Origin of the sequence: Streptomyces sp. NPDC051555, assembly GCF_044454405.1 — a bacterium.
Classification (GTDB): domain Bacteria; phylum Actinomycetota; class Actinomycetes; order Streptomycetales; family Streptomycetaceae; genus Streptomyces.
In genome coordinates, this window is sequence record NZ_JBITDP010000005.1 from 347,439 (window position 1) to 369,789 (window position 22,351).

Annotated in this window: 17 protein-coding genes; 13 read left to right on the forward strand and 4 right to left on the reverse strand. The window is 70.6% G+C overall.

Going from position 1 to position 22,351, the window contains the following annotated elements:
• Positions 1-31 precede the first annotated feature (31 nt).
• The 3 genes from ACIBEA_RS14820 to ACIBEA_RS14830 are packed head-to-tail and all read right to left on the reverse strand — an operon-like array spanning position 32 to position 3,139.
• Positions 32-868 (reverse strand): carbohydrate ABC transporter permease, encoded by an 837-nt coding sequence (locus ACIBEA_RS14820; RefSeq protein ID WP_399260723.1) that lies wholly within the window; start codon positions 866-868, stop codon positions 32-34.
• Positions 865-1,854 (reverse strand): carbohydrate ABC transporter permease, encoded by a 990-nt coding sequence (locus ACIBEA_RS14825; protein ID WP_399260725.1) that lies wholly within the window; start codon positions 1,852-1,854, stop codon positions 865-867. Before ACIBEA_RS14825 ends, ACIBEA_RS14820 begins: the two co-directional genes overlap by 4 nt.
• The gene (locus ACIBEA_RS14830) at positions 1,847-3,139 is read right to left on the reverse strand and encodes an extracellular solute-binding protein (protein WP_399260727.1); all 1,293 of its coding nucleotides are present in this window, start codon (positions 3,137-3,139) and stop codon (positions 1,847-1,849) included. The genes ACIBEA_RS14825 and ACIBEA_RS14830 overlap by 8 nt, the downstream gene beginning before the upstream one ends.
• Before the next feature lie 231 nt (positions 3,140-3,370).
• Between ACIBEA_RS14830 and ACIBEA_RS14835 the strand changes: the two genes are divergently transcribed.
• The 6 genes from ACIBEA_RS14835 (at position 3,371) to ACIBEA_RS14860 (ending at position 13,993) form a co-directional block, all read left to right on the forward strand.
• Complete coding sequence (locus ACIBEA_RS14835) at positions 3,371-4,384, forward strand: LacI family DNA-binding transcriptional regulator (protein ID WP_399260729.1); 1,014 nt, start codon at positions 3,371-3,373, stop codon at positions 4,382-4,384.
• 9 nt (positions 4,385-4,393) lie between these two features.
• Positions 4,394-6,619, forward strand: a complete 2,226-nt coding sequence (locus tag ACIBEA_RS14840; protein WP_399260731.1) for a glycoside hydrolase family 3 N-terminal domain-containing protein — start codon at positions 4,394-4,396, stop codon at positions 6,617-6,619.
• Positions 6,616-8,229, forward strand: a complete 1,614-nt coding sequence (locus tag ACIBEA_RS14845) for a family 43 glycosylhydrolase (protein ID WP_399260733.1) — start codon at positions 6,616-6,618, stop codon at positions 8,227-8,229. Before ACIBEA_RS14840 ends, ACIBEA_RS14845 begins: the two co-directional genes overlap by 4 nt.
• A gap of 161 nt (positions 8,230-8,390) precedes the next feature.
• Complete coding sequence (locus ACIBEA_RS14850; protein WP_399260735.1) at positions 8,391-11,114, forward strand: beta-L-arabinofuranosidase domain-containing protein; 2,724 nt, start codon at positions 8,391-8,393, stop codon at positions 11,112-11,114.
• A 108-nt stretch (positions 11,115-11,222) separates the two neighbouring features.
• Positions 11,223-12,194, forward strand: a complete 972-nt coding sequence (locus ACIBEA_RS14855) for a glycoside hydrolase family 6 protein (protein WP_399260737.1) — start codon at positions 11,223-11,225, stop codon at positions 12,192-12,194.
• Between the two features lie 356 nt (positions 12,195-12,550).
• Positions 12,551-13,993 carry an endo-1,4-beta-xylanase gene (locus tag ACIBEA_RS14860; protein ID WP_399260739.1) on the forward strand — a complete coding sequence of 481 codons (1,443 nt, stop codon included), beginning with the start codon at positions 12,551-12,553 and terminating at the stop codon, positions 13,991-13,993.
• 274 nt (positions 13,994-14,267) lie between these two features.
• On the opposite strand, the gene ACIBEA_RS14865 is transcribed toward ACIBEA_RS14860, so the two are convergent.
• Positions 14,268-14,903, reverse strand: a complete 636-nt coding sequence (locus ACIBEA_RS14865) for a hypothetical protein (protein WP_399260741.1) — start codon at positions 14,901-14,903, stop codon at positions 14,268-14,270.
• 820 nt (positions 14,904-15,723) lie between these two features.
• Between ACIBEA_RS14865 and ACIBEA_RS14870 the strand changes: the two genes are divergently transcribed.
• The 7 genes from ACIBEA_RS14870 (at position 15,724) to ACIBEA_RS14900 (ending at position 22,312) form a co-directional block, all read left to right on the forward strand.
• A complete protein-coding gene (locus ACIBEA_RS14870; RefSeq protein WP_399260743.1) occupies positions 15,724-16,914 on the forward strand; it encodes an ATP-binding protein in 1,191 nt (396 codons plus the stop codon).
• Positions 16,911-17,753, forward strand: coding sequence for a roadblock/LC7 domain-containing protein (locus ACIBEA_RS14875; protein WP_399260745.1), 843 nt, complete (start codon positions 16,911-16,913; stop codon positions 17,751-17,753). Before ACIBEA_RS14870 ends, ACIBEA_RS14875 begins: the two co-directional genes overlap by 4 nt.
• Positions 17,746-18,141, forward strand: a complete 396-nt coding sequence (locus tag ACIBEA_RS14880) for a DUF742 domain-containing protein (RefSeq protein ID WP_399260747.1) — start codon at positions 17,746-17,748, stop codon at positions 18,139-18,141. Before ACIBEA_RS14875 ends, ACIBEA_RS14880 begins: the two co-directional genes overlap by 8 nt.
• A gap of 3 nt (positions 18,142-18,144) precedes the next feature.
• On the forward strand, positions 18,145-18,705 hold the full coding sequence (locus ACIBEA_RS14885; protein ID WP_354383823.1) for an ATP/GTP-binding protein: 561 nt from the start codon (positions 18,145-18,147) through the stop codon (positions 18,703-18,705).
• 10 nt (positions 18,706-18,715) lie between these two features.
• A complete protein-coding gene (locus tag ACIBEA_RS14890; RefSeq protein WP_399260749.1) occupies positions 18,716-20,116 on the forward strand; it encodes a cytochrome P450 in 1,401 nt (466 codons plus the stop codon).
• A gap of 112 nt (positions 20,117-20,228) precedes the next feature.
• Entirely contained in the window at positions 20,229-21,476 is a 1,248-nt protein-coding gene (locus ACIBEA_RS14895; protein ID WP_399260751.1) for a cytochrome P450, read from the forward strand.
• Positions 21,473-22,312, forward strand: coding sequence for an enoyl-CoA hydratase/isomerase family protein (locus ACIBEA_RS14900; protein WP_399260753.1), 840 nt, complete (start codon positions 21,473-21,475; stop codon positions 22,310-22,312). Before ACIBEA_RS14895 ends, ACIBEA_RS14900 begins: the two co-directional genes overlap by 4 nt.
• The last annotated feature ends 39 nt before the right edge of the window (positions 22,313-22,351 follow it).

Sequence of the window (22,351 nt, forward strand, 5' to 3'; positions counted from 1 at the left end):
CTCCTGGGGGGTGGAGGTCGCGCGGGAGGGGTCAACCCTTGGTGGCGCCCGCCGTGAGGCCGCCGATCAACTGCCGCTCGGCGACGGCGTAGAAGGCGAGGGCGGGGACCATGGCGAGCACGATGTAGGCGAGGACGAGCGCGTAGTCGGTCGAGTACTGGCCCTGGAACTGCTGGACTCCGACCGGGATCGTCCGCCATTTCGGGTCGTTGAACACCAGCAGCGGCAGGAAGAAGTTGTTCCAGCTCGCCACGATCGCCAGCACCGAGACCGTGCCGAGCGCCGGACGCGCCATCGGCAGCAGGATCTTCCAGAAGAAGCGGAACTTGCCGCAGCCGTCCATGATGGCCGCCTCCTCCACCTCCGCCGGGATCGTCCGGAAGAAGCCGCGCAGAATGATGATCGTCATGGGCAGCCCGAAGGCCGCCTGCGGGAGGATCACACCGAGCGGGTTGTCGAGCAGGTCGAAGGTGCGCAGCAGCAGGAACAACGGCAGGACGGCCACCGCGAACGGGAACATGAGCCCGATCGTGAACAGCGTGTAGAACAGCTCCCTGCCCCGGAAGGCGTAGCGGGCCAGCACGAACGCCGCCATCGCGGCGACCGCCACCGTGCAGCATGTCGTACCGATCGCGATGCCCGCGCTGTTGGCGATCTGCCGCCAGAACATCGCGTCGCCGAGAATGCCGCTGTAGTTGGAGGTCTTCCAGTGGTCCGGCAGCCCGAACGGGTCGGTCGTCAGCTCACCGGTGCTCTTGAAGCCGGAGATCACCGCGTAGACCAGCGGCACGACGACGAACGCGGCGATCAGCCAGACCACGACGTGCAGCGACAGGCCGCGCGCCGTCCCGCGGGCGCGGGCGTTCATCGGCCACCTCCCGAGGTGACGGCCCCGCTCAGGTCACGGCGGAGCACGTAACGCTGGTAGAAGAGGGAGAAGACCAGGCTGATCATGAACAGCACCACGCTGATCGCACTGGCGTAGCCGACCTGGTAGCGCTTGAACCCGAACTGGAACATCGAGATCGCCATCGTCTCGGAGGAGTGGTTGGGCCCGCCCGCGGTCATGACCCACACGAGGTCGAAGAGCTGGATGGCCCCGATGACCGAAAGGAACGCGCTGATCCGGACCGTCGGGCCGAGCAGCGGCAGCGTCACGTGCCGGAAGCGCTGCCACGCGCCCGCGCCGTCGATGCGGGCCGCCTCCAGGATCTCGCTCGGGATGCTCTGCAGTCCGGCGAGGAAGAGCATCATGTGGAAGCCGAAGTACTTCCAGGTCATGACCACGAACAGGGTCGGCATGACCGTCGAGGGATCGGCGAGCCACTTGCCCTGCAACCCCTCCAGGCCGAGGGCGCCGGCGAGATGGTCGGCCATGCCCGCACCGGGAAGGAAGATCATCGTGAACAGGACCGCCGTGACCACCTCGGACAGGATGTACGGCGCGAAGAACAGCATCCGGTAGACGGCGCGGCCGCGCAGCCGCTGGTTGAGCAGGACCGCGGTGAACAGCGCGAACGGCAACTGCACCGTGATCGACAGGACGATCAGGTAAAGTCCGCGCCCCAGATCGCCGAGGAAGACCGGGTCACGGAAGATCGCGGCGTAGTTCGCGAAGCCGATGAAGTCGTCCAGGGGGCCGATCCCGCCCCATTTGAAGAAGCCGGTGTAGACGGCGATGACGATCGGGGCGAGGACGAAGACGAGGAAGAGGACCAGGGCCGGGACGAGGAACCAGGCGACCGACGCCCAGCGTCCCCACCCGCGCAGGAGAGACCGTTCCGGGGCGGGCGGGCGCGCCGGGACGGCGTCCTTCGTCCGCTCCTCGGGCAGGGTGGACACGGAGCTAGGCACCCTTCGCAGCCTCGGTGATCGACGTGGTGACCTGCTCGGGCGTCTTCTTGCCCGCGATGAGGTCGGCGACGCTGTCGTTGACCTCCTGGCCGACCGCCGGCGGGTAGGCCTGGTCGAGGAAGAGCTGGAAGCCCGTCGCCTTCACCAGACTGTCGGCCACCACCTTTCTGTTGGGCTCGGTGAGCCCGCTCTCCGCGCCCTTGACCACCGGCAGGTAGCCGTTGGAGGCCAGCAGCTCGGACTCGTTCTCCAGGACGAAGAACTTCAGGAAATCCAGCGCCTCCTTCGGGGCGCCCTTGCGCAGCGCGAAGCCGCCGCCACCGCCGAACACCTCGGTGGCCCTGCCGACGCCGCCGTCGACCGTCGGGAAGGGGAAGAAGCCCAGGTCCGCTCCGAGGTCCGCGCCCGCGTCCTTCTGCACCGACGGCGCCCACTGCCCCATCAGCTCCATGGCGGCCTTGCCGTTGCCCATGGTCGCGGCCTGGCCGCCGGGGGTGGCGTAGCCGGCGCCGAGGAAGCCCGTCTGGAACGGCTGGAGGTCGACCAGCTCCTTGAGGTGGGTGCCCGCCCGGACGAAACCGGCGTCGGTGAAGTCCTTGGTGGCGGCGGCCTGCTGTAGCGCAGGGAGGCCCGCGACGCGCATCGCGAGGTAGGCCCAGTAGTAGTGGCCCGGCCATTTCTCCTTGCCCGCGAGGGCGATCGGAGTGACGCCCGCCGCCTTGAGCTTCTTGACGTCTTCGAGGAACTCGGCCCAGGTGGCCGGCGGAGCGGTGATCCCGGCCTCGGTGAAGAGCTTCTTGTTGTACCAGAAGCCCACCATGCCGACGTCGTAGGGCACCCCGTAGGTCCGGCCCTCGAACCGATAGGCCTGCAGCGAGACCGGGGTGAGGTCGGACGACCAGCCGAACGCCTCGGTGAGGTCCTCGACCAGCCCCGCGTCGATCTGCTGCCGCAGCACGCCGCCGCCCCAGGTCTGGAAGACGTCGGGGAGCCTGCCCGATGAAGTCGTGGCCGTCAGCTTGGACTTGAACGCCTCGTTCTCCAACGAGGTCGTCTTGATGGTGATGTTCGGGTGAGCGGTCGTGAACGCCGAGGAGATCCGCGGGAACAGGGACTTGCCCGGTTCCGTCGTGGCGATGTTCCACCACGCGATGGTCACCTTGCCGTCGGCCGCCGATCCCGAGCCGGAGCCCCCGCCGCCGCAGGCCGCGGTGAGCGGGACGGACAGAGCGGTCAGACCCGAGAGCGCGAGGAAGCTTCGTCGACTCGGGGGTGTGCTGGCCATGTGACCTCCGGGGTGAGGAATGCCGGTTCGAGTTCGAAAATGTTTCGTAACATTCTCGAATTCGTGCTGCCACAAACTAGGAACGCGTAGCCCTCCGGTCAAGCCTTCTCACCGAATTCCCTTTGGGAGAAGCCCTCTTGCGGCTTGACAACCAAGTCGGGCCGACCGGAAACTCTTCGAAAGTTTGCGATACCTGTCGCCGACCCGAGATGTCAGCATGGAGGAGAGAAGTTGAGCGAGCCGCGCCCGACCCTGGCCGTCATCGCCGCCGAGGCGGGGGTCTCCCAGGCCACCGTGTCCAAGGTGGTCAACGGCCGCTCCGACGTCGCACCCGCGACACGCGAACGGATCGAGAGCCTGCTGCGCTCGCACCACTACCTCCACCCCGGCGCGCAGGCCAGGGCCCGCAGGTCCGGCCTGGTCGACCTGATCATCGGCGGTCTGGACAGCGCCTGGGCGGTGGAGATACTGCGCGGCGTCGAGGCCGAGTGCGCCCAGCGGAGCGTCGGCACCGTCGTATCGCTCGTCCCGCCGGGCGAGGCCACTCCTTCGAGTTGGGCCGCGCTGCCGGTCCTGCACCACAGCGACGGCGTCATCCTCGTCACCGCCTCGGTCACCCGGGCCCAGCGCGCCCAGGTCGAACAGGCCGGGGTGGCACTCGTCGTCATCGACCCGATCGACCTGCCGGGCTACGGCGTGCCGAGCATCGGCGCGACCAACTGGGCGGGCGGCCTCGCCGCCACGGAACACCTGCTGGAGCTGGGGCACCGTCGGATCGCCGCGATCGGCGGGCGCAAGGAGATGCTCTGCAGCCAGGCCCGCATCGACGGGTACCGCGCCGCGCTGGAGCGGGCCGGGATCGAGGTCGACCGTGAGCTGATCCGGTTCGGCGACTTCCAACACGAGGGCGGGTTCCGACGCGCCCGGGAACTGCTCGCCCTCCCCGAGCCGCCGACCGCCGTCTTCGCCGGCAGCGACCAGCAGGCGATGGGCGTCTACGAAGCCGCGCGGCAGAGCGGGCTGAGCATCCCGCGGGACCTCAGCGTGGTCGGCTTCGACGACCTGCCGATGTGCGAATGGCTGTCCCCGCCGCTGACGACGGTGCGTCAGCCGCTGGAGGAAATGGGCCGGTTGGCCGCCCGTACGCTCTTCCAGCTCCTGGACGGACAGCCCCTGGTCAGCCCCCGGATGGAGCTCTCGACCGAGCTCAAGGTCCGGCTCTCCACCGCCCCGCCCCGTTCCTAGGAGAACTCCTTGACCGAGCCCTGGCGTGACCCCCTCGTTCCCGTGTCCGTACGCGTAGCCGATCTGCTGAAGCGGATGACGCTGGAGGAGAAGGTGGGTCAGCTCGCCGGCTTCTGGGCGCTGCCCTCGGATCCGGGCGCACCCGTCGCGCCGATGGAGGACGATTCCGGCGAGTCCGCGCCGGGCCTCGACGACATCGTCGCCCACGGCCTCGGCCAGCTCACCCGGGTGTACGGAACCGCGCCGATCACCGCGGAAGCCGGGATGGAGCGGCTCGCCTCGCTCCAGCGGCAGGTCACCGGATCCGGCCGGTTCGGGATACCGGCGGTCGCTCACGAGGAGTGCCTGACCGGGTTCATGACGTTCGGAGCGACGGTCTTCCCCGGGCCACTGTGCTGGGGCGCCTCCTTCGATCCCGGGCTCGTGCGCCGGATGGCTGCCGCCATCGGCGCGGGGATGCGGCGGGTCGGCGTCCACCAGGGGCTGGCTCCGGTGCTCGACGTGGTCCGCGACTACCGGTGGGGCAGGACCGAGGAGTGCATCGGCGAGGACCCCTACCTCGTCGGAGCGATCGGCACCGCCTACGTGCAGGGCTTGGAGGGCGCCGGGATCGTGGCGACGCTCAAGCACTTCGCCGGGTACTCGGCCTCGCGCGGCGGCCGGAACATGGCCCCCGTCGCCTCGGGACCGCGCGAGTTCGCCGACGTACTGGTCGAGCCCTTCGTACGGGCACTGCGCGAGGGGGGCGCCCGGTCGGTGATGAACAGCTACACCGACGTGGACGGCGTTCCGGTGGCCGCCGACGAACGGCTGCTGACCGAACTGCTCAGGGGCGAGCTGGGGTTCAGCGGTGTGGTCGTCGCCGACTACTACGCCGTCTCCTTCCTGGAGACCCGCCACGGTGTCACCGGATCGCGGGGCGCGGCCGGCGCGTTGGCGCTGACCGCCGGCATCGACGTCGAGCTGCCCACGGCGCGGTGCTACGGCGAGCCGCTGACCGAACTCGTGCGGGCGGGAAGCGTGTCCGAGGAGCTCATCGACCGCGCCGCGGAACGGGTCCTGCTCCAGAAGGCCGAGCTCGGCCTGCTGGACCCCGACTGGGAACCCGTCGAGCCCGAGCCGGTCGACCTCGACCCGCCGGAGAACCGGGCACTGGCCCGGCTCCTGGCCGAACGGTCCACGGTGTTGCTCGCCAACGACGGCATCCTGCCGCTGCGGCCGTGCCGGGTCACGATCAGCGGGCCCTACGCCGAGGACCCCCAGTCCTTCCTCGGCTGCTACTCCTTCCCCAACCACGTCGCGCTGCCCGGCGACCTCGGGTTGGAGATCCCGACGCTCGGCGAGGCGCTCACCGCTGCCGGGTTCACGGTCACCACGGACGATCCGGACGTGAACCTGCTCCTGCTCGGGGACCGGGCCGGCATGTTCGGCCGGGGCACCTCAGGAGAGGGCTGCGACGCCGAGACCCTCGACCTGCCCGGCGACCAGGCCGCACTCGCCCGCGCCGTGCTGGACTCGCAGGTGCCGACCGTCCTGATCCTCGTCTCCGGACGGCCCTACGCGCTCGGCACGCTCGCCGAGCGCGCATCGGCCGTGGTGCAGGCCTTCTTCCCCGGTGAGGAGGGCGGAACAGCGCTGGCCCGGATCATCAGCGGCGCCGCGGAACCGTCCGGACGGCTGCCCGTTTCCATCCCCCGCCGGGTCGGCGGCCAGCCCGGCACCTACCTGCACGCCAGGCTCGGCGGGCACACCGACTGGAGCTCGGTGGACCCGACCCCGCTGTTCCCGTTCGGACACGGGCTGAGCTGGACCAGCTTCGCCTTCTCGGAGCTCTCCGTGGACCCCGTCGCCGCGACGGACGGGGGCGTCGCCGTCTCGGTCACCGTACGCAACGTCGGCGAGGTGGCCGGGACCGAAGTGGTCCAGCTGTACCTCTCCGACCCCGTGGCGTCCGTCGTCCGGCCGCAGCGGTGGCTCGCCGGATTCGCCAGGGTCGAACTGCGGCCGGGCGCGGCCTCCCGGATCACCTTCTCGGTCCACGCCGACCGGACCTCCTTCACCGGGCTCGACCTGCGCAGAAGAGTGGAGCCCGGGGAGATCGGCGTGTCCGTCGGACGGTCCAGCGGCGATCTTCCGCTCCAGGGCTGCTTCACTCTGGAAGGCCCCGTACGTCACCCGGCGGCCGACCGGGTGCTGTCGGTGCCGGTCGAGATCGTCCCGGTCCCGGCTCCATGATCAGGTCTTTCGGCGATCCCGTGCTGCCCGGGTTCCGGCCCGATCCGTCCGTCTGCCGGGTGGGAGCGGACTACTACCTGGTGACGTCCAGCTTCGAATGGTTCCCGGGCCTGCCCGTCTTCCACAGCCGCGACCTCGTGAACTGGCGGCGCATCGGCTCCGCGCTCGACCGGGCGTCCCAGCTCGACCTCGACGGCTGCGAGCCCTCCCGGGGTCTGTTCGCGCCGACGATCCGGCACCACGACGGGGTCTTCCACCTCGTCTGCACGCTGATGGACGGCCCGGGTCATTTCGTCGTCACCGCGACCGACCCGGCGGGGCCGTGGTCCGAGCCCCACTGGTTGGAGGGCGAGGGCTTCGACCCGTCGCTGTTCTTCGACGACGGGCCGGACGACGGCGATGGGCACGGGGGCGGAGACGGGGCGGACGGGGGCGGGGACGGGGCGGACGGCAACGGCGACTGCAACGGCAACGGCAACGGCAACGGCAACGGCGACGGCGGCGACGGCGACGGCGACGGCGACGGCGGCGACGGCGACGGCGACGGCGACGGCCGGGCCTGGTTCACGGCCGCACGCGTCGTGGACGAAGCCGCGGGCCGCACCGAGATCTGGATGCGCGAATACCTTCCCCGGGAACGACGGCTGAGGGGCCCCGAGCACGTCCTGTGGTCGGGGAGCCACCCCGGCGCCCGATGGTCGGAAGCCCCGCACCTCTACAGGACCGGCGGCACCTACCTCCTGGTCACCGCCGAGGGCGGCACCGACGTGGACCACAGCGTGGTGGCCGCCCGCGCGGACCGCGTGACCGGCCCCTACGAGGGTGCCCCCGGCAATCCGGTACTCCCGCCCGCCGAGGGTCCGGTCACCTGCACCGGGCACGCCGACCTCGTCCGCACCCCGGACGGCGACTGGCGGGCCGTCCTGCTGGGCGTCCGCCCCGGCTCCGCCCTCGGCCGCGAGACCTTCCTCAGCCGGATCACCTGGGACGCGGGCTGGCCGGTCTTCTCCCCCGTCGCCCACACCGACCTCCGCCGCCCCGTCCACGACGACTTCGCCACGCTCGGCGCGGACTGGAGCAGCCTGCGCACACCGCCGGAGCAGTTCTGGAGCACCGGCGACGGGCTCCGCCTCCGACTCCGCCCCGAACGCCTCGGCGAACGCGCCACCCCGTCCCTCCTGGTCCGCCCTCAGGAACAGCCCGACTGCGACGTCTCCACCGAGCTGCACTTCACGCCCACGGCACCGGACGAGCAGGCGGGCCTCGCCGTGGTCCTCGACGACGACACCCACCTCCTCCTCCTGCGCACCGCGGAAGGACTCGGCCTCCGCCGCGGGGCCGAGGTCCTGGCCGGCGTTCCCGTGCCCCCGGGCCCCCTTCGCCTGGGGGTCCGCATCCGCGGCTTCAGCCACACCTTCGCCCACGCGGCGCCCGGCGGAGCGTGGCAGGACCTGGCCACCGTCGAAGCCACCTTCCTCACCCCGCTGTTCACCAGCGTCCAGCTCGGCCTCTACGCCACCTCCAACGGCCACCCCTCCACCCACCAGGCCCACTTCACGCGGTTCGACATCACCTACCCGGGCCCACAGGAACATCCCAGCAGGGCCTGACGTCGTGTCTCCGCCGCCCGTCGAAAGGATTGACACGTCAATTGTGAGCGTTAACACTCGTGCGCAGCAGGCGTCCGACACACCGGCCTCGCAGCCGCGGATCGAAGTCCGACAGCCCTGGTGCGCGGCACCCCCATCCCTCACGGACCATGGAGTTCGCCATGCCGGCTCATCCTCTCAGCCGCCGCGCCGTCATCAAGGCGGCCGGCGTCGCGGCCGTGGCGGCCGCCGCCGGACCTGTACTCGACACCGTCTCCGCCGCGGCGCGGACGTCCCCGATCAGGTCCGACGTCGGCGTGTCGACGCTGCCGTTCGAGCTGGGTCAGGTCCGGCTCACCAGCAGCCGATGGCTCGACAACCAGAACCGCACGCTGGCCTATCTCCGCTTCGTCGACGTCGACCGCCTGCTCTACAACTTCCGCTCCAACCACCGGCTCTCCACCAACGCCGCGGCCCCGACCGGCGGGTGGGACGACCCGGCGTTCCCCTTCCGGACCCACGTGCAGGGTCACTTCCTCACGGCGTGGGCCCAGGCCTACGCCGCGCTCGGCGACACCACCTGCCGCGACAAGGCGGACCACATGGTGGCCGAACTCGCCAAGTGCCAGGCCAACAACTCCACCGCGGGGTACTCCGCCGGCTACCTCTCGGGCTTTCCCGAGAGCGACTTCGCCCGGCTCGAAGCAGGGACGCTGAACAACGGCAACGTCCCGTACTACTGCGTCCACAAGACCCTGGCGGGTCTGCTCGACGTGTGGCGCCTGACCGGCAGCGCACAGGCCCGCGACGTCCTCCTCGCGCTCGCCGGCTGGGTCGACCGGCGCACCGCCGCGCTCAGCCGCGACGCGATGCAGTCGCTGATGGGCATCGAGTTCGGCGGGATGAACGAGGTGCTGGCCGACATTCACCTGCAGACCGGCGACGCCCGCTGGCTGACCGCCGCCCAGCGGTTCGACCACGCCGCGGTCTTCGACCCCCTCGCGGCAAACCTGGACCGGCTCGACGGCCTGCACGCCAACACGCAGGTGCCCAAATGGATCGGAGCCGCCCGCGCGTACCAGGCCACCGGGACCACCCGCTACCGCGACATCGCCGCCAACGCGTGGACGTTCTGCACCACTTCACACACCTACGCCATCGGCGGCAACAGCCAGGCGGAGCACTTCCGGGCCCCCGACGCGATCGCCGGCTTCCTCGCCCGCGACACCTGCGAGCTCTGCAACTCCTACAACATGCTCAAGCTGACCCGGGAGTTGTGGCAGCTCGACCCCGATCGTGCGTCGTACTTCGACTTCTACGAGAAGACGCTGCTGAACCATGTCCTCGGCGCCCAGAACCCGGCCGACCCGCACGGGCACGTCACCTACTTCACCCCGCTCGACCCGGGCGGCCGCCGCGGCGTGGGCCCGGCGTGGGGCGGCGGCACCTGGAGCACCGACTACGGCACCTTCTGGTGCTGCCAGGGAACGGGCATCGAGTCCCACACCAAGCTGATGGACTCCGTCTACTTCCACGACGGCGCCACCCTCACCGTGAACCTGTTCCTCCCCTCCGTCCTGAACTGGACCGAGCGGGGCATCACGGTCACCCAGAGCACCTCCTACCCGGCAGACGACACCACGACGCTCAAGGTCACCGGCGGCGTCGGTGGGACCTGGTCGATGCGCGTGCGCATCCCCGCGTGGACCTCGGGCGCCACCGTCAGCGTCAACGGCGTCGCCCAGACCGTCACGGCCACGCCGGGCACCTACGCCACCCTCACCCGGGCCTGGGCCGCCGACGACACCGTCACCGTGAAGCTCCCCATGCGCGTGCACCTCCAGGAGGCCAACGACGACCCCGGCATCGCGGCGATCACCTACGGCCCCGCCGTCCTCGCCGGCAACTACGGCAGCACCACGCTGTCCTCCCTGCCGACCCTGGACCCCTCCTCGATCACCCGGACCAGCACCACCGCCCTCGCCTTCACGGCCACCGCCAACGGAGCGACGGTCGAACTCGCGCCGTTCCACGACGCCCAGGGGTTCAACTACACCGTCTACTGGCGGACCGACAGCCCCGGCTTCCGGCTCGTGAACGCGGCCAGCGGACTCGTCCTCGGCATCCGGGACATGTCCACCGCCGACGGGGGCGCCGCCCTGCAGTGGACCGACTCCGGCACCGCCGACCACGACTGGCTCCTCCTCGTCGACGGCGCCGCACTGCGGCTGCGCAACCGCAACAGCGGCAAGGTCCTCGGCGTGAAGGACATGTCGACCGCCGACGACGCCACGATCCTCCAGTGGTCCGACACCGGCACCGCCGACCACCAGTGGACCGTCGTCGACGCGGGCAACGGCTACCACGCGCTGCGGAACGTACACTCCGGCAAGCTGCTCGGCATCGCGGGCGGCTCCACCGCCAACGGCGCCGCGGCCGTACAGGTCCCCGACACCGGTGCCCCCGCCGGCCAGTGGCAGTTCGTCCCCACCGGTGCCCGGCGCATCCAGAACGTCGCCAGCGGGCGGGTCCTGGGCGTGCGGGACATGTCCACCGCCGACGGCGGCCTCGCCGTCCAGTGGGACGACAACGGCACCGCCGACCACCTCTGGACGGCCGTCGTCGACGCCGGCGGCCACCTGCGCCTGCGCAACTCCCACAGCGGCAAGGTCCTCGCCGTCGAGAACGGCGGCACGACCAACGGCTCCCGGATCGTCCAGTGGGCGGACAACGGCGCCGCCGACCACCGGTGGCGCCTGCGCCACCGCGCCGGAGACACCTTCCGGATCCAGTGCGCCACCAGCGGCCGGGTCCTCGGCGTCTCCGGCGCCTCCACCGCCCAGGGCGCCCAGACCGTCCTGTGGGACGACAACGGCACCGCCGACCACCTGTGGCGCTTCATCTGACCCCCGCGCCGCGTCCCCCGATCGCCACGGGCCGCCCACGGCGAGGTGGGACCGTCGATGCCCCCCCTTCCTCACCCCCCTCCCCCACCCCCCACCGGAGGAAGAACCATGAGCAAGTCCGTCCGCGCCGCATCCGCCCTGCTGGCCGGTGCCCTCACCGCCGCTCTCGCCCTGGTCGACGCCGGCCCGGCGTACGCCGCCGACCCGACCACCATGACCAGCGGCTTCTACACCGACCCCGACAACTCCGCCCTGCGGTGGACCAACGCGAACCCCGGCGACGGACGGGCGGCGGCGATCCGGACATCCATCGCCAACACCCCGGCCGCCCGCTGGTTCGGCAACTGGAGCGGCGACATCGCCTCCGCCACCGGCGCCTACGTCGGCCGCGCGGACGCCTCGGACAAGTTGCCGGTCCTGGTCGCGTACAACATCCCCGACCGGGACATCTGCGCCGGTCAGTCCGGCGGCGGCGCCGGGAGCCGGGCCGCGTACGACGCCTGGATCGCCGCCTTCGCCGGTGGCATCGGCAACCGCCCGGCCGTCGTCGTCCTCGAACCCGACGCGCTCGGCCACGAGAGCTGCATGACAGCCACTCAGATCGCCGAGCGCAACGCCATGCTGAAGAACGCGATCGCCCAGTTCAATGCCAAGGCACCCCACACCTGGGTGTACCTCGACGCCGGGAACTCCGGCTGGATCGGCGCCTCGACCATGGCGCAGCAGCTCGCCGCAGCCGGGGTCGGCGGGGCACGCGGCTTCGTGCTGAACGTCTCCAACTACTTCACCACCGACCAGAACACCTCCTACGGCAACGCGGTCAACTCCGCCCTGAGCTCCTACGGCTACACCAAGCCGTTCGTCGTCGACAGCAGCCGCAACGGCAACGGCTCCAATGGCCAGTGGTGCAACCCGGCCGGCCGCCGGATCGGTGCTCCCACCCAGCGCGGCGGCGGCGCCGAAATGCTGCTGTGGATCAAGATCCCCGGCGAGTCCGACGGCAACTGCGGCGTCGGGGCCGGCTCCTCGGCCGGACAGTTCCTGCCGGAGGTCGCCTACAAGATGATCTACGGCTACTGATCCACCCTCCCCCCCACCCTCACCCCCCTTCCCCCGCCGAAGGCCGGGCCCCGGCGCCACCCGAGCGATCCTCATCGAAATAGTTTCGATGAGGATCGCTTTATGGATAGCGGCTATCCGGCTATTCATAGGGGCGGATTATCGAAATGCTTTCGAAACTCTTGACATGTTTCGGCGGTGTTTCCAGACTGAGGGTCGAGGCGATATCCCCGCCTGTTTCCGGGTGCCGAGTGCCGGCCTCGGATCTCTGCGCCCCGACGGTGAGCGCCCTTTGTCCATGGACACGGGCGTCGTTCACGCGGATGCATCCCGCCTCGCTCCGATCCTTCCGTGATTTCTGTCCTGGAGGCTCTTTCATGGGCTCACATGCCATTCCCCCGTCCACCGTTCGCCGAAGGGTCGGTGTGCTCGGTACGGCGCTGGTCGCCGGCGTCCTCGGTTCGGCCGCCCTGCTGGTGGCCCCGCCGGCCTCACACGCCGCCGAGAGCACTCCCGGTGGCGCGGCGGCGCAGAGCGGCCGTTACTTCGGTACCGCCATCGCCTCGGGCAGGCTGGGCGACTCGGCGTACACGACGATCGCGGGCCGCGAGTTCAACATGGTGACGCCCGAGAACGAGATGAAGATCGACGCCACCGAACCCCAGCAGGGCCAGTTCAACTTCGCCGCCGGTGACCGCGTCTACAACTGGGCCGTGCAGAACGGCAAGCAGGTACGGGGCCACACCCTGGCCTGGCACTCGCAGCAGCCCGGCTGGATGCAGAACCTCAGCGGCAGCACGTTGCGCCAGGCGATGACCCACCACATCAACGGCGTGATGGCCCACTACAAGGGCAAGCTCGTCCAGTGGGACGTAGTGAACGAGGCCTTCGCCGACGGCAGTTCGGGGGCCCGGCGCGACTCCAACCTGCAGCGCACCGGCAATGACTGGATCGAGGTCGCCTTCCGCACCGCGCGGGCCGCCGACCCGGCCGCCAAGCTCTGCTACAACGACTACAACGTCGAGAACTGGACCTGGGCCAAGACCCAGGCCATGTACGCCATGGTCCGGGACTTCAAGCAGCGCGGAGTGCCGATCGACTGCGTCGGCTTCCAGTCCCACTTCAACAACGACAGCGCGTACAACAGCAACTTCCGCACCACCCTGCAGAGCTTCGCCGCCCTCGGCGTCGACGTGGCCGTCACCGAACTCGACATCCAGGGCGCCTCGGCCGCGACCTACGCCAACGTGACCAACGACTGCCTGGCCGTCGCGCGCTGCCTCGGCATCACCGTCTGGGGCGTGCGCGACACCGACTCCTGGCGGTCGGAGCAATCGCCGCTGCTGTTCGACGGCAACGGCAACAAGAAGCCCGCCTACACCTCCGTGCTCAACGCGCTCAACGCCGGCTCCTCCGACCCCACACCGAACCCCACGCCCGGTCCCGGACAGGTCAAGGGCGTCGGTTCGGGCCGCTGCCTGGACGTGCCCGGTGCCGGTACCACCGACGGCACCCAGCTCAACCTGTGGGACTGCAACAACCGCACCAACCAGCAGTGGTCGTACACCGCCGAGGGCGAGCTCAGGGTCTACGGCGACAAGTGCCTGGACGCCGCCGGCACCGGCAACGGCACCAAGGTCCAGATCTACAGCTGTTGGGGCGGCGACAACCAGAAGTGGCGCCTCGGCTCCGACGGATCCATCGCCGGAGTCCAGTCCGGCCTCTGCCTGGACGCCGCCGGCACCGGCACCGCCAACGGCACCCTGATCCAGCTCTACTCCTGCTCGGGCGGCAGCAACCAGCGCTGGACCCGCACCTGACGACCCGCCACGGCGTAGGGGTGAACCGTGGAGCCGGGATCATCCTGGCTCCACTCCTACGCGTGCGTGCTCGGCGGGATGTTTCGATGGTCGTCGGGGCCGATCAGTTCGCCGGCGAACGACGAGGCGAGCGCGGCCAGGCTGCTCGTGCTCAGGGTGGTACTCCCAGGCACTCCCCCTGCGCGGGAACCCGGCGACCTTTCCCTTCACCCCTTTGCAGTATCCGCCCGCGCCCACACCCGTGCCACCTGTGGCAGGCCCCGAAGGAATTTCGTCACGGGGTCAAATGGCGCCAGGCCGTGACGCCCAAGCCGGACATGTGACCAATGGCCGCGGCGGCCGAGGAGAACGTGAGCGATGAGGCCGTGCCGAGGTCCGAGAAGTCGGTGGTCGTGTAGACCGTCTTCTCGTACGGCACCTTTTCCGTGACGTACTCGTCGTGACACTTCCAGACGTCCTTCCTCTTGTAGTAGTCGTACTCGTAGCCGCACTTCTCGCGACGGACCTGCTTGTCCCTGTAGGCCGTCTCCGTCGACTGCCTCGCAAACCCTTCGAGCCCCTTGGTCCCGTACCGACCCGCGACGGAGAGCCCGGAACTGAGCATGTCGACCGCCTGTTGGCGGTTGAGGGGGTACGGCAGCGGTAGCGGGGACGACCCGACGAGCTGTCGGGTCGTTTCGTCGGGCGGCGTCGCAGCGAGGGCGTGCCCGTAACCTCCGCTGACGCTCAACAGCGCGACCGCGGCCGCGGCCGCGACACACGTGCGCTTCCAAAGCAATGCGGCCATGGCTGGCCACCTCCGTGTCCTGAGGATCTCGGTCCCCGAGTGGAGGCTCCTGTGACCATGGAACGCCGCGGTGGTGAACCTTGCATCCTGGGTGCGCGCGGTGGCGCGCAGGATGACGCGCATTCCGTACCCGCTGCGCCGCAGCGTGCTCGCCGAGATCGAACCGGCGGAGCTCCGCTGCCCCCACCTGCACCTCGCACGACCTCGCACGCCGTCCGGCTCGACGAGCTCCTCCGTGCCCGGGCCCCGAGACCGACCGCGGTCACCCACCGCGTTGATCGACTTAGCTCGTGCGAACGTCTCGTAGGGGCCCACCGACACCCTGTGCGGGGTCGAGGCGGCGGCCGAGGGCGATCACCACCTCGGGGCCCCCGGGCGCCGCGTCGCCGCGCCGGCGGCTTCGGCCGCGCCGTCGGCCGGCGCCGCCGGGACGCGGCCACGGAGGGTGACGAAGACGCGGGGAGTCGGCGGGCCCGGTCGCCGTCGTACCGGCCGCTCCACGCGTCGATATCAGGCCAATAAGTGGCCGCTCACCCCCGAACTGAGCGGCCGCGCCTGCCGATGGAGGGCGTCACCGGTGTGGTTGACGGGGCCTCAGATAGATGTGAGAGATTGTCACTCCTCGCGTGAAGAACTGCTTAACAGATCGACGCCGAGGGAGGTCCGCGGAGGCCGAAAGCCAGGTCCGCAGGCCCTGTCAGCCCGCTCCCGCGACCGCTGAGCTGGGCGTTTGTAGCGCCCTGCGGGGCGTCGAGGGGCCGAAGATCCGGGTGATAGCATCCCGGCATCTGTGATCTTGATCTACTTTGACGCAGATGCAGATTTGCGATCGGCGCCATGTTCTCCGCGTAACAGCAGGTGGACGGTGCCGATCAGCTGCGTTGCGGGGCCTCTCGAGGTGCATCTGCAGCCGTCCGCACGCCATGCGCCGGGAAAGGTTTCCATGAATCGAGACGCACTTGTGTGGTGCTTGGTTGCGGTGGCGGCGATAGCCGTGGTCGCGGTCGCAGCACTCATCGCCCGCAACAGGGCGCTGGAGGCGAAGAAGGAGCAGGCGGAGGCCGAGCTGCGGCAGCAACTGCTCACCGCCGACGGCCACCTGCACGCGTCGCGCGCCGAGCTACAGCGGTTCCGCAGCGGGCAGGAGGCCACGCTCCGCGAGGCCAAGGAAGCGGCGGAGGAGAACACCAAGACCGTCCTCAAGGGCGCCGCCAGCCTCCTACAGAGCCTCGCGGCCGAGCAGACGACGCTCCTGGACGGCATCCAGCGCACGTACGGCGGGCACGCCGTCCTCAGCGACCTGCTGGACGTCAACCACGCCAACGCCCAGATGGCGCGCAAGGCCCAGGGCATCGCCGTCATGTGCGGTGCGCCGCTCGGCCGGCGCAACAGGCCCGCCAGCGTCTACGACGTGGTGCGCAGCGCCCAGAGCCAGATCCGCAACTTCCACCGGGTCGCCATCATGCAGCAGACCGGTCTCGCCCTGAAGGCGTCCGCGGTCGCGCCCGTCGCCCTCGCCGTGGCGGAGCTGCTCGACAACGCCGCCAGCTTCTCGCAGCACGACGCCCCGATCGAAGTGACGTTCCAGCGGGTCCAGAACAACCTGTGCATCGTCATCGACGACGCCGGTGTGAGCATGAACGACGAAGACCGGCAGCGGGCGACCGCGCTGCTCTCCGGCGAGGTCGCGCCCCGGCTGTCGCAGCTCGGGACGCAGCCCAAGTTCGGCTTCCCGGTCATCGGCCTGATCGCACGCCAGCACGGCTTCAGGGTGGACGTCACCGGTGTCTCCCGGTACGGCGGCGTCAGGGCCGTCGTCCTCTTGCCCGAGGAGCTGTGGACCATGGAGGAGATACCGACCGCCCCCGAGGCCCTGGTCAGCAACATCCGGCGCGCCCCCGAGAGCCGGCCGCAGGTCGCGCCCTCGCGCACGATGCACGGTCTGCCCAAGCGCGGCGCGCGCCAGGCGCCCATCGCGAGCGTGCCCGATCCCGGCGACGCGGCGCCGCCGGCGGCGCGGACCCCGCAGGAGTCGGGCCGCCCTTCCGGGCGCGGCCTGGGGGCCTTCCAGCGCGGCACGCTCTCCGGTCGCAACCTTGACGTCACCTCGTTCGAAGGGCCCGAAGAGGCATGACCGCAGACCTTTCGTGGATGCTCCAGGACATCGTGCACAACGTGCCCCGGGCCCGGCACGCCGTCCTGCTGTCCGCGGACGGCCTTCCGCGCGGCGCGACGGAGGGGCTGTCCGAGACGGACGTGCGCACCATCTCCGCCGCCATGGCCGGGATGCAGTCGCTCAGTCGGGCGGCGGCCCACTTCGCCGGTCCGGAGGAGGACCGGCAGTGGAACCAGACCATCATCGAGTTCTCGCACGGCTGGAGCTTCCTGATCGGGGCGGGGCAGGGCTCGTACCTCGCCGCCGCGGCCGAGCCCGACGTGGACATGCAGCAGATCTCCTTCCGCATGCACCGTCTCGTCGCCCGGCTGGGCACCAACCTCACCTCGCCGCCCCGGGTGAGCGCCGAGGAGGTCGCGGGCCGGCGCAGGGGCGCAGGGGAGCAGCAGGACGCCGCCCACCCCGGATTCGTCCTCGGTGAGCTCGACCAGGTGGTGTCCGAGGTCGAGGGCGCCCGCCACGCGGTGCTGCTGGGCTCGGACGGGCTCCCCCGCGGGGCGACGGCCGGGGTGAGCCGCGACCTCGCGGACACGATCTCGGCGGCGATGACGGGCATCCACGCCTACAGCCGGGTCACCTCCCGCTTCGCGGGGGCGGCCGAGGACGCGCGGTGGCGCCAGACGGTCATCGAGTTCCAACACGGCTGGATCTTCCTCATGGCTGCCGGCCCCGACGCCTTCCTGGCCGCTGCCGCCGAACACGACTGCGACATCGAGAAGTTCGCCACGCGGCTGCACGAGGTGGTTCCCCGACTGACCGCGGCGGCGACACCGGAGAAGGGGACAGGCCATGCCTGACGGGCCCGAGCAGGACGAGGAGTTGGAGCTGACGTCCCCGTTAGTCCCCCTCTTCGTGATCACGAACGGACGGGCGTTGCCGCCGGACCACGAGTACGAGCACACCACGCTCGTGACGGCCGCGGTGGCGCAGGACGCGCCGGTCTCCGCGCGCACGCTCTCCCCGGAAGCGGGGCAGGTCATGGACCTGGTCGCGAACGGCTTCCTGTCCGTGGCCGAGGTGGCGGGACACACCCACCTGCCCCTGGGCGTCGTCCGGATCCTGCTGGCGCAGTTGGAGGAGGACAGTCTCATTCTCGCCAGGACACCGATCCCGCGCGCCGAACGGGTTGACAGGGAACTGGTCAGCGCGGTGCTCGAAGGCCTGAAGAATCGATTCGGAGCGTAACGCGTGTACCTGGATCCAGATGTCTCCCACGCGGTGAAGATCCTCATAGTGGGGCACTTCGGGGTCGGCAAGACCACCTGCATCGGCAGTCTCTCCGAGATCGAGCCGCTGCGGACCGAGGAGGAGATCACCGAGGCCAGCGTGGGCTTCGACGACCTGTCGGGCACCCCCGACAAGACGACCACGACCGTCGCGATGGACTTCGGCCGGCTCACGCTGAGCGACACCCTGGTGCTCTACCTCTTCGGAACGCCCGGCCAGGAGCGTTTCAAGGAGATGTGGGAGGAGCTCTCCCGGGGGGCGCTGGGCGCACTGGTCCTGGTCGACCCGGAGCGGCTGCACGAGTCCTTCCCCGTCCTGGACCTGGTCGAGCGCTTCGGCTTGACCTACGCCATCGCCGTGAACCACTTCGCGGGCACCACGCACTACCCGCTCGACGAGGTGCGCGAGGCTCTCAACCTCACCGCCGAGACCCCCGTCGTGGAGTGCGACGTACGGGACGAGAACTCCTCGGCGCAGGCCCTCATCACCCTCGTGAAACACCTCATGTCCCAACTCGGCTAGGAGCGCAGGAATGCAACAGCCCCGTGATCCCCAGGAGATACCCCCCGGCTGCCCCGCGCACGGGAACGTCCAGCTGTACGGCGCCGCCTTCGGAGCCGACCCCGACAGCCACTACGCGCAGCTGCGTTCCTTCGGGCACAGCGCGCCCGTGGACATCGCCCCCGGCGTCCAGGCCGAGCTCGTCACCACCTACGACGCGGCCCTCTACGTCCTGCAGAACCCCGCCTCCTTCGTGCGCGACTCCCGCCGCTGGAACGCCCTGGCCGAAGGGCGCGTTCCGGCCGACAGCCCGGCGCTGCCCATGATGGGTTACCGCCCCAACGCGCTCTTCAGCGACGGCGCCGCACACGCCCGACTGCGGCGGGCGGTCACCGACAGTCTCGCCACGGTCAACGAGCACCAGCTCATCCGGCAGACGCAGCAGTCCGCCCAGTACTTGATCAGCCAGTTCAGCACCGACGTGCTCGGGCAGGCGGAGCTGATGGCCGAGTACGCCCAGCCGCTGCCCCTGCTGGTCTTCAGCGACCTGTTCGGCTGCCCGCCCGAGATCGGCGACCGCGTGATCGCCGGGATCAGCGGCATCTTCGAGGGGACCCCCGGGGCCGACGAGGTCCTGGGCGGGGCGCTCACCGAGCTGATCGCCCTCAAGCGGCGGCGACCGACGGGCGACCTGACGACCCGCCTGATGGAGCACCCGGCGCAGCTCAGCGACGAGGAGGTGCTGCACCAGCTGGTCACCCTGCTCTCCGGCGGTACGGCCCCGCTCGCCGCTGCCATCGGCACCAGCAGCGCCCTGTACCTCGGCGAGGACTGGCAGGTCGGCCTCCCGGTCGAGGACGCGGTCTCGCAGACCCTCTGGAACTACGCGCCGATCGCCAACTACGCCGCCCACTACCCGACGCACGACATCGAGCTCGGCAACCGGGTGGTCCGGGCGAACGACCCGGTGCTGATCTCCTTCGCAGCGGCCAACACCGACCCGAAACTGACCGCGCACCGCGAACAGCTCAACACCAAGGCGCACTTGGCCTTCGGCGCGGGTCCGCACGCCTGCCCCGCCAAGGACCCGGCCTTCATGATCACGGTGACGGCCGTGGAGGCGCTGCTGAACCAGCTGCTGGACGTGGAGATGCGCGTCCCGTTCAAGTCGCTCACCTGGCAGCCGAGCCCGTGGAGCCGCACGCTGGTCACCCTCCCGATCCGCTTCACGCCGCGGTCCGCTCCCCAGGCGGCCGAGGCGGCGGGCTCGACCGCGGGTCAGCCGCACCAGCAGCAGCCGGTCGCCCCCTCGCCCGCCGGCGCCGGCGCCCCGCCGTCCCACGCCGGACCGGCGCGCGCGAAGGCCGGTGGTGCGTCGCAGGCCAAGGGCGGCCTGTTCAGTCGATTTTTGGCCTGGACCCGGGGCGAATGAGGCGAATGTGATCCCAGCAGTCCCACGAACCTCCTGAGTAGCTGCCGCCATGGATGCTTTAACGATCATGTGGGTATGCATGGCGGCTGGTCTTCAGAAAGGAGCCGCCATCATGGGGGTTGCCACAACTCCGTCGTACGACCGCAGGGCGTCCGCCTCCCTCTTCTCCCGTCTGCGGACGGCCGGAGGGCAGGCCGACCCCTTCCCCATCTACGCGGAGCTGCTGGCCCGGGGTGAAGTCGTACCCGCCCCCTGGGGCGGCTCGGTCGTGACGGGCTTCGCCGCCTGCGACCAGGTCCTGCGCAGCCGCGCGTGGCTGGAGCCCGACCGGGCCTGGCGCGCGCGCCAGGAGTCGGGGACGCGCTGGAACGCCTCCTCCTCCCGCGAGATGAGCAACACCCTGGCCGCCCTCAACACCCCGGACCACACCAAGGTGCGGCGGGCGGCCGGCACCTTCGACCGGTCCACGATGGAGTGCATCGGCCGCCACGTGGACCGGACCACCGATCGCCTCCTCGACGCCTTCACCGAGCGAATACGAACCGGCGAGGCCGACTTCTCCGCGCTCGTCTGCGAGGAGCTGCCGGTGGCCACCATAGGCGGCTGGCTCGGGCTGCCACAGGCGGACTGGGCCAGACTGCGGGAGTTGACGCACGACCAGGTCTTCGCCCAGGAACTGCTCCCGTCGGCCAGCCAACTGGCACTGTCCGACGCGGCCACGGCCGAACTACGCTCCTACTTCACGGAGTTGGTGCGTGAACGACGCTCCCGCCCCGGTGACGACCCCATCACCCGGTGGATCCGGACCTGGGACGGGATCGAGCCCGACCGGGACAAGGCCGACGAGGCCGTCTACTTCCTGGTGCTGTTCATCCTGCTGGCCGCGCTGGAGACCACCTCGACGCTCCTGTCAACGACGGCGCTGCGCCTCGTCGAGAGCCCTGAGCGCTGGGACGCGGTCGCCGACGACCCCGACCTCGTATCCGGGTTCGTCGAGGAATCGCTGCGCTACGACCCGCCCACCCATGTGATCAGCCGGGTCGCCTCGCAGGACTGCGTGCTGGGGGGCATCGAGATCCACCGGGACGAGATGGTCCACCTCCTGGTCGGAGCGGCGCACCGGGACCCGGCCCGGCACCACGACGCGGACCGCTTCGACCCCCGGCGCGCACCCGGCCACCTCGCCTTCAGCGGCGGCATCCACTACTGCCTCGGCGCGCCGCTGGCCCGCCTCGAAGCGACGACCCTCCTCCACCAGTTGATCCGGCGCCTGCCGCGCCTCACCCTCGTACGCCCCCCGTCGATGGCGCCCCGCGTGGCGTTCCGACGCCTGCTGAACCTGGACGTGGCCGTCGCATGATCGAATCACCCCACCCCGCCGCCCCGGCCCACTCCCCCGCGCCCACCCACGCCCCCACCCCCGGCCCGGCTCCCAGCCGCGCCCGGACCGCCCCCAAGGCGGTGCTCGTCGACGAGGACGGCCCCGTACTGCACGTGCGCCTCAACCCCTGGGGGCAGGACGACACCTTGGACGCCGCGGTCCTCGACGACCTCATCAACCTCCTGGACGACCTGCACGAGAGACCCGACGTCCGGATCCTGACGCTCTCGTCACTGGGTACGGACTTCTGCCTCGGCGCCGACCGGGGCGAGTACCAGGAGGCGCTGGCCGCCGATCCGTCCGGGGTCGGTCTGCGGCGCATCGCCGACAAGGCGCACCGCCTGTGCCAGGCGCTGGAGAACACCCACGCGGTCACGATCGCCCGGCTGCACGGACGGGTCATCGGCGCGGGTCTGGCCCTCGCCTCCTTCTGCGACCTGCGCGCCGGTGCGGACACCAGCCGCTTCCGCATGCCGGAGGTCGGCGTGGGGCTGCCGCCGGCGTGGGGCGGCGCGATGGGACGCCTGGTCGGCGAGGTCGGCGCCTCCCGGATCCGCGAGCTCATGCTCACCTGCGACGTCTTCGACGCCGGGACGGCCCACCGCCTCGGCCTGCTCCACCGGACCGCCCCGCTCGACCAGTTGGACAAGGTGGTCGCCTCCTGGACCGGGCCCCTCGTGCGGCGCTCGCCCGAGGCGCTCGTCCTGACCAAGCGGATGCTGGCGGGCTACGCGCGGGCGGACCGCACGGCGGACGCCTCGCTGCTCGACTCGCACCTCCTGGCCGCTTCCCTGCACCAGCACGCGAGGGGCTGATCCTCGGACGCGGAACACCGGGGGCCACCACCCCCGGCC